This window comes from Citrobacter sp. C6_1, assembly GCF_014596835.2.
Classification (GTDB): Bacteria; Pseudomonadota; Gammaproteobacteria; order Enterobacterales; family Enterobacteriaceae; genus Citrobacter; species Citrobacter pasteurii.
The window spans coordinates 3,028,630-3,042,857 of record NZ_CP115031.1 but is presented as its reverse complement, the minus strand read 5'-3'; the positions used below and the strand labels follow the sequence as shown (position 1 = coordinate 3,042,857).

9 protein-coding genes are annotated in these 14,228 nt (G+C 52.8%); 8 read left to right on the top strand and 1 reads right to left on the bottom strand.

Annotation, left to right across the window (positions count from 1 at the left end; genetic code table 11):
- Positions 1 to 51 precede the first annotated feature (51 nt).
- Positions 52 to 1,020 (bottom strand): thioredoxin-disulfide reductase, encoded by a 969-nt coding sequence (gene trxB, locus IB196_RS14710; protein ID WP_005123580.1) that lies wholly within the window; start codon positions 1,018 to 1,020, stop codon positions 52 to 54.
- A 618-nt stretch (positions 1,021 to 1,638) separates the two neighbouring features.
- On the opposite strand from trxB, the gene lrp reads away from it, so the two are divergent.
- The 8 genes from lrp to IB196_RS14670 all read left to right on the top strand — a co-directional run bounded on the left by lrp (position 1,639) and on the right by IB196_RS14670 (position 13,905).
- Positions 1,639 to 2,133 (top strand): leucine-responsive transcriptional regulator Lrp, encoded by a 495-nt coding sequence (lrp, locus tag IB196_RS14705; protein ID WP_002439523.1) that lies wholly within the window; start codon positions 1,639 to 1,641, stop codon positions 2,131 to 2,133.
- A 134-nt stretch (positions 2,134 to 2,267) separates the two neighbouring features.
- Positions 2,268 to 6,269 (top strand): DNA translocase FtsK, encoded by a 4,002-nt coding sequence (gene ftsK / locus IB196_RS14700; RefSeq protein WP_188231843.1) that lies wholly within the window; start codon positions 2,268 to 2,270, stop codon positions 6,267 to 6,269.
- A 111-nt stretch (positions 6,270 to 6,380) separates the two neighbouring features.
- On the top strand, positions 6,381 to 6,992 hold the full coding sequence (lolA, locus tag IB196_RS14695) for an outer membrane lipoprotein chaperone LolA (RefSeq protein ID WP_040233939.1): 612 nt from the start codon (positions 6,381 to 6,383) through the stop codon (positions 6,990 to 6,992).
- Positions 6,993 to 7,002: 10 nt separating this feature from the next.
- On the top strand, positions 7,003 to 8,346 hold the full coding sequence (gene rarA, locus IB196_RS14690) for a replication-associated recombination protein RarA (RefSeq protein WP_040233941.1): 1,344 nt from the start codon (positions 7,003 to 7,005) through the stop codon (positions 8,344 to 8,346).
- A 92-nt stretch (positions 8,347 to 8,438) separates the two neighbouring features.
- Positions 8,439 to 9,731 carry a serine--tRNA ligase gene (gene serS, locus IB196_RS14685; protein ID WP_003836908.1) on the top strand — a complete coding sequence of 431 codons (1,293 nt, stop codon included), beginning with the start codon at positions 8,439 to 8,441 and terminating at the stop codon, positions 9,729 to 9,731.
- 236 nt (positions 9,732 to 9,967) lie between these two features.
- On the top strand, positions 9,968 to 12,412 hold the full coding sequence (gene dmsA, locus IB196_RS14680) for a dimethylsulfoxide reductase subunit A (RefSeq protein ID WP_188231844.1): 2,445 nt from the start codon (positions 9,968 to 9,970) through the stop codon (positions 12,410 to 12,412).
- Positions 12,413 to 12,422: 10 nt separating this feature from the next.
- On the top strand, positions 12,423 to 13,040 hold the full coding sequence (locus IB196_RS14675; RefSeq protein WP_188235311.1) for a DMSO/selenate family reductase complex B subunit: 618 nt from the start codon (positions 12,423 to 12,425) through the stop codon (positions 13,038 to 13,040).
- Position 13,041: 1 nt separating this feature from the next.
- The gene (locus IB196_RS14670) at positions 13,042 to 13,905 is read left to right on the top strand and encodes a dimethyl sulfoxide reductase anchor subunit family protein (RefSeq protein WP_005123569.1); all 864 of its coding nucleotides are present in this window, start codon (positions 13,042 to 13,044) and stop codon (positions 13,903 to 13,905) included.
- The last annotated feature ends 323 nt before the right edge of the window (positions 13,906 to 14,228 follow it).

Sequence of the window (14,228 nt, the reverse complement as noted above, 5' to 3'; positions counted from 1 at the left end):
TAAAGGCGACTTATAGTCGCCTTTTTTACTTTTGTTACTGATTTGTAAAAACTATTTGCAGGCGTCCGCCAGACCGTCGAGATAACGTTCTGCGTCCAGGGCGGCCATACAACCTGTACCCGCTGAGGTAATCGCCTGACGATAAATATGGTCCATCACGTCGCCGGCAGCGAACACACCAGGAATGCTGGTTTGTGTCGCATTGCCGTGAATACCGGACTGAACTTTGATATAGCCGTTTTCCAGTTCAAGTTGACCATCGAAAATAGCCGTGTTCGGGCTGTGGCCGATGGCGACAAACAATCCGGCGACGTCAAGAGATTCAACGTTGTCAGTATTTTGTGTATCGCGCAGACGCAATCCGGTTACACCCATTTGATCGCCAGTCACTTCTTCCAGTGTGCGGTGCGTGTGCAGCACGATGTTGCCGTTTTCAACTTTATCCATCAAACGTTTGATGAGGATTTTCTCGGCACGGAAACTGTCGCGGCGGTGAATCAAGTGAACTTCGGAGGCGATATTCGCCAGGTATAACGCTTCTTCCACCGCGGTATTGCCGCCGCCGATCACCGCAACTTTTTGGTTACGATAGAAGAAACCGTCGCAGGTTGCGCAGGCGGAAACCCCGCGGCCTTTAAAGGCTTCTTCTGAAGGTAAGCCCAGATAGCGTGCTGAAGCACCAGTGGCGATGATCAGTGCGTCACAGGTGTACTCGCCGCTGTCTCCGGTGAGACGGAAAGGGCGGTTTTGTAGATCTACCTTGCTGATGTGATCGAAGATGATCTCCGTTTCAAATTTCGTTGCGTGCTCGTGCATGCGCTCCATCAGCAACGGGCCAGTGAGATCGTTTGGATCGCCAGGCCAGTTCTCCACTTCTGTTGTGGTGGTCAGCTGACCGCCTTTTTCCATACCGGTAATCAGCACCGGCTGCAGGTTTGCGCGCGCAGCATAGACGGCAGCGGTATAGCCCGCAGGGCCTGAACCCAGAATAAGAAGTTTACTGTGTTTGGTCGTGCCCATGAGATCCCCATAGTTGTTGGTAGGCAATGGGCAGGATTGTAGGGAATTTGCAGACGTAAAAAAAGAGTATGGCGATTTTGTTAACAATATGTGTAATAGCGGAAACCGATGATGGGCAAAATTGAGGGTAATGCGCTTCCCTAATTTATTCGAGTTGGGGGGCCGCGTGAAGCCAACGCACCGGCGACGTGAACTATGACGGGGATATAATGATTTCTACTTAAAATCGGTCAGTTATAAGGTGATAAAATGACGATTTTCCATCACTCCCAATGAATAACTGGCATGTTGTACTAAAAATCGATGTTTTGCTTTGACAATCACCTGCTGTTTTGCGAAAACATTCAAGGAAGAAAAAAACTGTGTCATGTATATGCTGCATAATCATGCATGTAGATACCATGTTTACCGGGTTAGTGAAATCTACGCATGGTGTGGACAGATGCCATTCGTGATGTCGATAGCCGCCGACAGGCAACGGTCTTCTCACCATAAACCCAGGCATTGCGCACCGTAAATCCCTCTGGGTTGCGGTTTATTGTGATGGGTAGCGACTCTGAACAGTGATGTTAGTAGAGTCAGGCAGGAGTAGGGAAGGAATACAGAGAGACAATAATAATGGTAGATAGTAAGAAGCGCCCTGGCAAAGATCTCGACCGTATCGATCGTAACATTCTTAATGAGCTGCAAAAGGATGGGCGTATTTCTAACGTCGAGCTTTCTAAACGTGTGGGACTTTCACCAACGCCCTGCCTTGAGCGTGTGCGTCGGTTGGAAAGACAGGGTTTTATTCAGGGCTATACAGCGCTGTTGAACCCGCATTATCTGGATGCATCACTTCTGGTTTTTGTTGAGATTACTCTGAATCGTGGCGCCCCGGATGTGTTTGAACAATTCAACTCTGCAGTACAAAAACTTGAAGAAATTCAAGAGTGTCATTTAGTTTCCGGTGATTTCGACTATTTGCTGAAAACACGCGTACCGGATATGTCGGCATACCGTAAGCTGTTGGGGGAAACCCTGCTGCGTCTGCCTGGCGTGAATGACACACGTACTTACGTGGTAATGGAAGAAGTCAAACAGAGCAATCGTCTGGTAATTAAGACGCGCTAACACGGAACAGGTGCAAAATCGACGCAGTTTGATTACACTCCTGTTAATCCATACAGCAACAGTGCCGGGGTAACCCGGTGCTGTTGTCCGTTTTAGCATCGGGCAGGAAAAGCCTGAAACCTGGAGAGCCGTTTTTGAGCCAGGAATACACTGAAGACAAAGACGTCACATTGACGAAGTTAAGCAGCGGGCGCCGACTTCTGGAAGCGTTGCTGATTCTTATTGCCCTTTTTGCCGTCTGGTTGATGGCTGCCTTACTCAGCTTTAACCCTTCGGACCCTAGTTGGTCGCAAACCGCATGGCACGAACCTATCCATAATCTGGGAGGAATACCCGGAGCATGGCTGGCGGATACGCTGTTCTTCATTTTTGGTGTCATGGCTTACACTATCCCCGTGATAATCGTCGGCGGCTGCTGGTTTGCCTGGCGACATCAGGCCAGCGACGAATACGTCGATTACTTCGCCGTATCGCTGCGTATTATTGGCGTTTTGGCGCTGATTCTCACATCTTGCGGGCTTGCCGCAATCAATGCCGATGACATCTGGTATTTTGCCTCTGGCGGGGTTATTGGCAGCCTGCTCAGTACTACGCTGCAACCCCTGCTGCACAGCAGTGGCGGTACGCTTGCGCTGTTATGTATCTGGGCCGCGGGTTTAACGCTGTTTACTGGCTGGTCATGGGTGAGCATTGCCGAGAAACTGGGTGGCTGGTTACTGAATATCCTGACATTTGCCAGCAATCGTACCCGTCGCGATGATACCTGGGTCGATGACGAAGAATATGAAGATGATGAAGAGTCTGTCGACGCCGTTGATGGCACCCCACATGGATCTCGACGGGCACGTATTCTGCGCGGAGCGTTAGCGCGCCGTAAACGTCTGGCAGAGAAGTTCACCAATCCACTTGGACGTCACACTGATGCCGCGCTGTTCTCCGGCAAGCGCATGGATGATGAGGACGAAATTGAATACAGCGCGCGTGGCGTTGTAGCCGATCCTGACGATGTGTTGTTTTCTGGCAACCGTGCCACATTACCTGAATATGATGAATTCGACCCGCTATTAAACGGCCATTCAGTGACTGAGCCGGTCACCGCCGCAGCGGTCGCCACTGCCACTGCGGCAACTCAGGCCTGGAGTGCGCCAGTCGACCCGCTGTTGCAAAATGCGCCAGTACCGGGAACCGTTTCAGAGCAACCCACTCCCGCGGTGGCATGGCAATCCGCACCGGCTCCGCAAACCGGTGAAGCGGTTATCGCACCAGCGCCGGAAGGTTACCCTCAGCCCGTTCAGTACGCGCAGCCTCCGGTTCAGCCTTATGAACCCTGGCAGCAACCTGCCCCGGTTGAACCGCAGATGCCTTATTCTGTACCGCCAGTTGCCGAAGCTGGCTATGAACAGCCGACGATGCCGCAACCGGCAATGCCGTGGCAAGCACCTGAGTCGGTGGTGGAACACGCCTGGCAACCAGAACCGGTTTACCAGCAGAATGCGCCGCTTGAACCGCAGCCGGTCTATCAGCAAGACTCCGTGCAGCAACAACACGTGGTTCATCAGCAGCCGGTGGTGGAACAGTCGCCGGTTGCCGAGCCTGAACCTGTCGTTGAAGAGGTGAAGCCTGCGCGTCCACCTCTCTACTATTTTGAAGAAGTGGAAGAAAAACGTGCGCGTGAGCGTGAACAGCTAGCTGCCTGGTATCAACCGATTCCAGAACCCGCACAAGAGCCTGAGCGGGTGAAATCCGCTGCACCGTCTATGCCAACAGCATCCATACCTCCCGTTGAGTCTGTGGCTGCTGCAGCGCCGCTGGCTGCTGGGGTGAAAAACGCTGCATTGGGTGCCGGTGCAGCCGTTGCCGCACCGGTATTTAGTCTTGCTGGGAGCGGTGCGCCGCGTCCGCAGGTGAAAGAGGGAATTGGCCCGCAACTGCCGCGCCCTAATCGTGTGCGTGTCCCGACACGCCGAGAGTTGGCTTCATATGGCATTAAGTTGCCGTCACAACGTATGGCGGAAGAGAAAGCGCGCGAAGAGCAGCTTGATACGGATGCGCAATACAGTGACGATGAAATTGATGCCATGCAGCAGGATGAACTGGCGCGTCAGTTTGCCCAGTCGCAGCAGCACCGCTATGGCGAAGAGTATCAGGATGACACAGCGCATGCTGATGACGAAGATTCAGCCGCAGAAGCGGAACTGGCGCGTCAGTTCGCTTCTTCTCAACAGCAACGTTATTCCGGCGCACAGCCTGCCGGGGCAAATCCATTCTCGCTTGATGATTTTGAATTCTCACCAATGAAAGCGTTAGTGGATGAGGGGCCGCATGAGCCGCTGTTTACCCCCAGCGTGATGCCGGAACCTGCGCCACAGTATCAACAGCCTGTCGCACCGCAGCAGCATTATCAGCAGCCGCCGCAGCCTGTCGCACCGCCGCAGCATTATCAGCAGCCATCGCAGCCTGTCGTACCGCAGCAGCAATATCAGCAGCCGCCGCAGCCTGTCGCACCGCAGCAGCAATATCAGCAGCCGTCGCAGCCTGTCGCACCGCCGCAGCATTATCAGCAGCCATCGCAGCCTGCCACACCGCCGCCGCAGGAAAGCCTGATCCATCCATTATTGATGCGTAATGGCGACAGCCGCCCTGTACAGCGTCCGACGACGCTGCTGCCATCACTGGATCTGCTCACCCCTCCACCGGCGGAAGTTGAGCCAATAGATACATTCGCGCTGGAGCAAATGGCGCGTCTGGTGGAAGCGCGTCTGGCCGATTTCCGTATTAAAGCCGATGTGGTGAACTACTCGCCCGGGCCGGTCATTACCCGTTTTGAGCTAAATCTGGCACCGGGTGTTAAAGCTGCGCGTATTTCTAACCTTTCCCGGGATCTGGCGCGCTCGCTTTCAACCGCGGCAGTTCGTGTAGTGGAGGTTATTCCAGGTAAGCCGTATGTCGGACTGGAGTTACCGAACAAAAAACGCCAGACCGTCTATCTGCGTGAAGTACTGGATAACGCAAAATTCCGTGATAATCCGTCACCGCTTACTGTCGTTCTCGGCAAGGACATTGCTGGTGAACCTGTGACTGCCGATTTGGCGAAGATGCCGCATCTGTTGGTGGCAGGTACCACGGGGTCAGGTAAATCTGTTGGGGTCAACGCCATGATCCTCAGCATGCTCTACAAAGCGCAGCCGGAAGATGTTCGCTTTATCATGATTGACCCGAAAATGCTGGAACTTTCAGTGTATGAAGGCATTCCGCATCTGCTGACCGAAGTTGTGACCGACATGAAAGATGCTGCCAACGCCTTGCGCTGGAGCGTCAATGAAATGGAACGTCGCTACAAGCTGATGTCGGCGCTGGGCGTGCGTAACCTTGCGGGCTATAACGAGAAGATTGCGGAAGCAGATCGTATGGGACGTCCAATCCCGGATCCGTACTGGAAACCAGGCGATAGCATGGATGTCACTCATCCGGTGCTGAAAAAAGAGCCGTATATTGTGGTTCTGGTTGATGAATTTGCTGATCTGATGATGACTGTCGGTAAAAAAGTGGAAGAACTGATTGCCCGTCTGGCGCAAAAAGCGCGTGCGGCAGGTATCCATCTGGTGCTGGCGACCCAGCGTCCGTCGGTTGACGTTATCACTGGGCTTATCAAAGCAAATATCCCGACGCGTATAGCGTTTACTGTGTCGAGTAAGATTGACTCACGTACCATTCTTGATCAGGGTGGTGCTGAATCCCTGTTGGGCATGGGTGATATGCTCTATTCTGCGCCAAACTCAACGATTCCGGTGCGTGTACATGGTGCTTTTGTGCGCGATGAGGAAGTTCATGCGGTCGTCCAGGACTGGAAAGCGCGTGGTCGTCCACAGTACGTTGAAGGCATCACCTCAGACACCGAGAGTGAAGGTGGTGGCGGTGGTTTTGACGGTGGGGAAGAGCTGGATCCGTTGTTCGATCAGGCGGTGAATTTTGTGACCCAGAAACGCAAAGCCTCCATCTCCGGCGTCCAGCGCCAGTTCCGCATTGGTTATAACCGTGCGGCGCGCATCATCGAACAGATGGAAGCGCAGGGAATTGTCAGTGAGCAGGGACATAATGGCAATCGTGAAGTGCTGGCTCCACCGCCCTTTGATTGATTGCAAAGTTAAGTAATTCAGTATTTTCTACTTTCCTCATGCTGATTTTTGGCCTGAAATGGATAGCAGAAGGAGCTCCCCGTTGGGAGTGACGTATTTTGAGGAATAACGATGAAAAGAATCGCAATCACCTGTGCATTACTATCGAGCTTTGTGGTGAGCAGCGTTTGGGCTGACGCCGCCAGCGACCTGAAAAGCCGTCTGGATAAAGTCAGCAGCTTCCACGCCAGTTTTACCCAGAAGGTAACGGATGGTAGCGGCGCAGCGGTGCAGGAAGGCCAGGGTGATTTATGGGTTAAACGTCCGAATCTGTTTAACTGGCATATGACACAGCCTGACGAAAGCATTCTGGTCTCAGATGGTAAAACACTGTGGTTTTTCAACCCGTTTGTTGAGCAGGCGACGGCGACCTGGCTGAAAGATGCTACGGGTAACACGCCGTTTATGCTGATTGCGCGTAACCAGTCCAGCGACTGGCAGCAGTACAATATTAAGCAAAACGGCGATGATTTTGTGCTGACGCCCAAAACCAGCAGCGGTAACCTGAAGCAGTTTACGATCAATGTTGGGCGGGACGGGACGATCCACCAGTTTAGCGCCGTTGAACAAGACGATCAGCGCAGCAGCTATCAGCTGAAATCGCAGCAGAACGGCGCTATTGAACCTTCCAAATTCACCTTTACCCCGCCGCAAGGTGTAACGGTTGACGATCAACGTAAGTAGAGGCGTGTGAGTGAGCAATCTGTCGCTCGACTTTTCTGATAATACTTTTCAGCCACTGGCCGCGCGTATGCGGCCAGAAAATTTAGCGCAGTATATCGGCCAGCAACATCTGCTGGCTGCGGGTAAGCCCTTGCCGCGCGCCATCGAGGCCGGGCACCTGCACTCCATGATTTTATGGGGGCCGCCGGGGACGGGCAAAACCACGCTTGCCGAAGTTATTGCCCGTTACGCCAACGCCGATGTTGAACGCATTTCGGCGGTTACGTCTGGTGTAAAAGAAATTCGTGAAGCTATTGAGCGTGCGCGTCAGAACCGTAACGCTGGTCGGCGTACGATCCTGTTTGTGGACGAAGTTCACCGTTTTAATAAAAGCCAACAGGATGCGTTTTTACCGCATATTGAAGACGGTACCATCACGTTTATTGGCGCGACCACTGAAAACCCCTCGTTTGAGCTGAACTCGGCGCTGCTGTCGCGGGCGCGCGTTTACTTACTGAAATCGTTAACCACCGACGATATTGAACAGGTGCTGGACCAGGCGATGTCAGATAAAGCGCGGGGTTATGGCGGCCAGGACATCGTTTTGCCGAACGAAACGCGTCGGGCGATTGCTGAACTGGTAAACGGTGACGCGCGGCGGGCGTTAAATACGCTGGAAATGATGGCCGACATGGCCGAAGTGGATGACAGCGGAAAACGCGTTTTACACGCTACGTTACTGACTGAGATTGCCGGTGAACGTAGCGCGCGTTTCGATAATAAAGGCGATCGTTTTTACGACCTGATATCAGCATTACATAAGTCGGTCCGCGGTAGTTCGCCGGATGCGGCGCTTTATTGGTATGCGCGTATCATCACCGCTGGCGGCGACCCGCTGTACGTTGCCCGTCGCTGTCTGGCGATTGCCTCTGAAGATGTGGGCAATGCCGATCCTCGCGCCATGCAGGTGGCAATTTCTGCATGGGATTGTTTTACCCGCGTGGGGCCAGCGGAAGGTGAGCGCGCGATTGCTCAGGCGATTGTCTATCTGGCCTGTGCGCCGAAAAGTAATGCGGTATACACCGCCTTTAAAGCCGCGCTGGCTGATGCCCGGGAACGTCCGGATTACGACGTGCCGGTCCACCTGCGCAACGCGCCGACGAAGCTGATGAAAGAGATGGGTTATGGCCAGGAATATCGCTACGCCCATGATGAGCCAAATGCCTACGCTGCCGGAGAAGAATACTTCCCGCAGGAAATGGCACAAACGCGCTATTATCGTCCCACAAACAGAGGTCTTGAAGGCAAGATTGGCGAAAAGCTCGCCTGGCTCGCCGGACAGGATCAAAATAGCCCTATAAAACGCTACCGTTAGTGTTATCGTTGCGGTAATGTTGTCTCCGTATCCCTGTGACCGCAGGCTGTGGTCACTTTCTCCTATTTTAATTCGATAAGCACAGGATAAGCATGCTCGATCCCAATCTGCTGCGTAATGAGCCAGACGCAGTCGCAGAAAAACTGGCAAGCCGGGGCTTTAAGCTGGATGTAGATAAGCTGCGCGCTCTTGAAGAGCGTCGTAAAGTTCTGCAGGTACAAACTGAAAACCTGCAGGCAGAGCGTAACTCTCGATCGAAATCCATCGGCCAGGCAAAAGCGCGCGGGGAAGATATCGAGTCTTTACGTCTGGAAGTGAACAAACTGGGCGAAGAGCTGGATGCCGCGAAAGCTGAACTTGATACCTTACAGGCCGAGATCCGCGACATTGCGCTGACCATTCCCAACCTGCCAGCGGACGAAGTTCCGGTGGGTAAAGATGAAAATGACAACGTCGAAGTCAGCCGCTGGGGTACACCACGCGAGTTCGATTTCGAAGTGCGCGATCACGTTACTCTGGGTGAAATGCACACGGGGCTTGATTTCGCCGCGGCGGTTAAGCTGACCGGCTCTCGTTTCGTTGTTATGAAAGGGCAGATTGCGCGTATGCACCGTGCGCTGTCTCAGTTTATGCTGGATCTGCATACTGAACAGCATGGTTACAGCGAAAACTACGTTCCGTATCTGGTTAACCATGACACGCTGTACGGCACAGGCCAACTGCCGAAATTTGCTGGTGACTTGTTCCATACGCGTCCGCTGGATGAAGAAGCTGACAGCAGCAACTATGCGCTGATCCCAACGGCAGAAGTGCCGCTGACCAACCTGGTACGTGACGAAATCATCGACGAGGATGCGCTGCCGATCAAAATGACTGCGCATACGCCATGCTTCCGTTCTGAGGCTGGTTCTTACGGTCGTGATACCCGCGGTCTGATCCGTATGCACCAGTTCGATAAAGTTGAGATGGTGCAGATTGTTCGTCCAGAAGATTCGATGGACGCGCTGGAAGAGATGACTGGTCATGCTGAGAAGGTCCTGCAACTGCTGGGTCTGCCGTATCGTAAGATCATCCTGTGCACAGGCGACATGGGCTTCGGCGCATGCAAAACCTACGATCTGGAAGTGTGGATCCCGGCGCAGAATACCTATCGTGAAATCTCCTCTTGCTCCAACGTGTGGGATTTCCAGGCTCGCCGTATGCAGGCGCGTTGTCGTAGCAAATCTGACAAGAAAACACGTTTAGTGCATACGCTGAACGGTTCTGGTCTGGCTGTGGGACGTACGCTGGTTGCAGTTATGGAAAACTACCAGCAAGCTGATGGCCGTATTCAGGTACCGGAAGTATTACGTCCGTACATGAATGGCCTGGAATTCATCGGTTAAGTCATTTTTCCTTGCTAAAAAAGCGCCTCAGGGCGCTTTTTTTACGCCCGTTTGATACCGGACAATAACCCTTACTCTATTAGTGGTAATACTGCCTTCGAATGAAAGTCAGTATTTATCTCTGTCTTTGCATAAATTCGCTATATAACGGTCTGTATAACGATAATGTCGATATATAAACGACTATACAACGAACATTCCCTTTCTGTTTATTGTGAGCAGCAGAGTGAGCCACTATGAAAACTAAGATCCCCGATGCCGTACTGGCAGCTGAGGTTAGTCGCCGCGGTCTGGTGAAAACGACGGCGATAGGCGGACTGGCGGTGGCCAGTAGCGCGCTTACCCTGCCATTTACCCGTATTGCAAATGCTGCAGAAGCCCTTAATCCAACACAGGCCAGTGAGAAAGTGATCTGGAGCGCGTGTACGGTGAACTGCGGTAGCCGTTGCCCGCTGCGTATGCACGTGGTAGATGGTGAAATAAAGTATGTTGAAACCGACAACACCGGTGATGACAACTATGACGGCCTGCACCAGGTACGTGCCTGTCTGCGTGGGCGCTCTATGCGCCGTCGCGTCTATAATCCCGATCGTCTGAAATACCCAATGAAGCGTGTCGGCAAACGCGGCGAAGGTAAATTTGAGCGCATCAGTTGGGATGAAGCCTACGATATCATCGCCAGCAATATGCAGCGTCTGATTAAAGACTACGGTAACGAGTCTATCTATCTGAACTACGGTACCGGCACGCTGGGCGGCACGATGACGCGCTCATGGCCGCCGGGTAAAACGCTGGTGGCACGTTTAATGAACTGCTGCGGCGGTTACCTGAACCACTATGGGGACTATTCTTCTGCGCAAATCGCGGCAGGACTGAACTATACCTATGGCGGATGGGCAGACGGTAACAGCCCGTCTGACATTGAAAACAGTAAGCTCGTTGTCTTGTTTGGTAATAACCCAGGCGAAACCCGGATGAGCGGTGGTGGGGTGACCTATTACCTTGAACAGGCGCGGCAGAAATCTAATGCCCGCATGATCATAATCGATCCCCGCTACACGGATACCGGTGCGGGACGCGAAGATGAATGGATCCCCATTCGACCGGGTACAGATGCAGCGCTGGTTAACGGTATTGCCTATGTGCTGATCAGCGAGAATATGGTTGATCAACCGTTCCTCGATAAGTACTGCGTGGGCTATGACGAAAAAACCCTCCCGGCGGGAGCGCCGAAGAACGGTCACTATAAGGCGTATATTCTCGGTCAGGGTAAAGACGGTATCGCGAAGACCCCGGAATGGGCTGCGCAGATAACCGGTATTCCTGCTGAACGAATTGTTAAGTTGGCGCGTGAAATTGGTAGCGCGAAACCCGCTTATATTAGCCAGGGCTGGGGGCCGCAGCGTCACGCTAACGGTGAGATTGCGACCCGTGCCATTTCGATGTTGGCCATTCTGACCGGCAACGTTGGGATCAACGGCGGCAACAGCGGTGCACGCGAGGGATCATACGATTTACCGTTTGAGCGTATGCCAACGCTGGAAAACCCCATCGAAACCAGTATCTCAATGTTTATGTGGACGGATGCGATTGAGCGTGGTCCGGAAATGACGGCGCTGCGCGACGGTGTTCGTGGTAAGGATAAGCTCGACGTTCCGATTAAGATGATCTGGAACTATGCCGGTAACTGCCTGATTAACCAGCACTCTGATATCAACCGCACGCATGAAATCCTGCAGGATGATAAGAAGTGTGAAATGATCGTCGTTATCGACTGCCATATGACCTCCTCGGCGAAATATGCCGATATTCTACTGCCGGACTGCACGGCCTCTGAGCAGATGGACTTTGCGCTGGATGCATCTTGCGGGAATATGTCCTACGTGATTTTCACCGATCAGGCGATCAAACCGCGCTTTGAATGCAAGACTATCTACCAAATGACCAGCGAGCTGGCGAAACGCCTTGGCGTCGAGCAACAGTTCACGGAAGGCCGTACTCAGGAAGAGTGGATGCGTCATCTGTATGAACAGTCGCGCAAGGCTATACCGGAACTGCCGACATTTGAAGAGTTCCGTAAGCAGGGCATCTTTAAGCAGCGTGATCCTGAAGGACATCACGTGGCATATAAAGCATTTCGTGAGGACCCCAAAGCCAATCCGCTTACCACACCGTCAGGCAAGATTGAAATTTATTCTCAAGCGCTGGCAGACATCGCCGCAACCTGGGAACTGCCGGAAGGCGATGTGATCGATCCATTACCGATTTATACACCGGGCTTTGAAAGCTTAAACGATCCACTGGTGGAAAAATTCCCTCTGCAATTAACGGGCTTCCATTATAAATCTCGCGTCCACTCGACCTATGGCAACGTTGATGTTCTGAAAGCGTCCTGTCGCCAGGAAATGTGGATTAACCCGATGGATGCACAACGGCGGGGTATTAACAACGGTGACAAGGTACGTATCTTTAACGACCGTGGAGAAGTGCATATTGAGGCTAAAGTTACCCCACGTATGATGCCTGGCGTTGTAGCGCTGGGCGAGGGCGCCTGGTATGACCCGGATGTGAAACGTGTGGATCAGGGCGGTTGTATTAACGTGCTGACGACCCAGCGACCTTCTCCTCTCGCTAAGGGGAACCCATCACATACGAACCTTGTTCAGGTTGAAAAGGTGTAAGGAGTAACCGATGACAACCCAGTATGGATTTTTTATTGATTCCAGCCGTTGCACCGGTTGCAAAACTTGCGAACTGGCCTGCAAAGACTTCAAAAATTTAACGCCGGACGTCAGTTTCCGCCGTATTTACGAATACGCCGGCGGTGACTGGCAGGAAGATAACGGTGTCTGGCACCAGAACGTTTTCGCCTACTACCTCTCCATTGCGTGTAACCACTGTGAAGACCCGGCCTGTACCAAGGTGTGTCCAAGCGGCGCGATGCACAAACGTGAAGATGGTTTTGTGGTCGTGGATGAAGACGTGTGCATTGGCTGTCGCTATTGCCACATGGCCTGCCCGTATGGCGCACCGCAATACAATGCCGCCAAAGGACACATGACCAAGTGCGATGGCTGTCATGAACGTGTTGCTGAGGGTAAGAAACCCATCTGTGTCGAATCCTGCCCGCTGCGTGCGCTGGACTTCGGCCCGATAGAGGAACTGCGTAAAAAACACGGCACCCTGGCCGCGGTTGCGCCGCTCCCTGGCGCGCACTTTACCAAACCGAGCATCGTCATCAAACCAAATGCCAATAGCCGCCCGACCGGGGATTCCACGGGTTATCTGGCTAATCCGAAGGAGGTGTAAGATGGGAAGTGGATGGCATGAATGGCCGCTGATGATCTTCACTGTTTTCGGGCAGTGTGTTGTGGGTGGCTTTATCGTTCTGGCGCTGGCGCTGATGAAAGGCGACTTACGCCCTGATTCACAACAGCGTGTGATTGCCTGCATGTTTGGCCTGTGGGTATTGATGGGCATCGGTTTTATTGCTTCCATGCTTCATCTGGGCTCACCGATGCGGGCGTTTAACTCCCTCAACCGTGTCGGTTCTTCCGCGCTAAGTAACGAAATCGCCAGCGGCTCGATCTTCTTTGCCGTTGGCGGTATTGGCTGGTTACTGGCGGTGTTGAAAAAAATGTCGCCGGCATTACGCAATCTGTGGTTAGTTCTCACCATGGTGCTGGGCGTCGTTTTTGTCTGGATGATGGTGCGCGTATATAACACTATTGATACGGTGCCTACCTGGTATAGTGTCTGGACGCCGATTGGATTCTTCCTGACGTTGTTTATGGGAGGTCCGCTGCTGGGATATCTGCTATTACGCGTTGCCGGAATTGACGGCTGGGCGATGCGACTGCTGCCTGCTATTTCAGTGCTAGCGCTGGTCGTGAGCGGCATCATGTCCGTGATGCAGGGTGCCGAGCTGGCGACAATCCACAGCTCAATTCAGCAGGCATCTGCGCTGGTGCCCGATTACGGTTCGCTGATGGCATGGCGGATTGTGGCGCTGGCTTTAGCGTTATGCTGCTGGATTGTTCCGCAGGTGAAAGGCTACCAGCCGGCAATACCGCTGCTTTCCGTCGCGTTTATTCTGCTGTTAGTCGGTGAGCTGATTGGCCGCGGCGTGTTCTATGGTCTGCATATGACCGTCGGCATGGCGGTCGCCAGCTAACCTGAAAATGCCGAATGGCATCGCGATTGTCCGGCCTACACATTACAGTACTGAACGTGTAGGTCGGATAAGGCGTTAATACGGTCATCCCACAAATAAAAGATGCCGATTATCCATGAATTTTTTCGACTGAACGTAGCGGGGTAATTTTGTTTTAGATCAATTAAAACAAATAGATGTACTTTCCCATTTTTTATCAATCCGCATTAAGAATCAGTAATACGAATCGATCCCCCTGAAAGCGCCTCAGGCCCCTGATTGCGCCGATTGACAATGTTTTTTGCAGTGGCATGATGCGCATGAAATTTGAACTTCCTCACGGT

Bases quoted from the DNA above. Each gene is read 5' to 3' on its own strand.
- trxB (WP_005123580.1), bottom strand. From the start codon at position 1,020: ATGGGCACGACCAAACACAGTAAACTTCTTATTCTGGGTTCAGGCCCT.
- lrp (WP_002439523.1), top strand. From the start codon at position 1,639: ATGGTAGATAGTAAGAAGCGCCCTGGCAAAGATCTCGACCGTATCGAT.
- lolA (WP_040233939.1), top strand. From the start codon at position 6,381: ATGAAAAGAATCGCAATCACCTGTGCATTACTATCGAGCTTTGTGGTG.
- serS (WP_003836908.1), top strand. From the start codon at position 8,439: ATGCTCGATCCCAATCTGCTGCGTAATGAGCCAGACGCAGTCGCAGAA.
- dmsA (WP_188231844.1), top strand. From the start codon at position 9,968: ATGAAAACTAAGATCCCCGATGCCGTACTGGCAGCTGAGGTTAGTCGC.
- IB196_RS14675 (WP_188235311.1), top strand. From the start codon at position 12,423: ATGACAACCCAGTATGGATTTTTTATTGATTCCAGCCGTTGCACCGGT.
- IB196_RS14670 (WP_005123569.1), top strand. From the start codon at position 13,042: ATGGGAAGTGGATGGCATGAATGGCCGCTGATGATCTTCACTGTTTTC.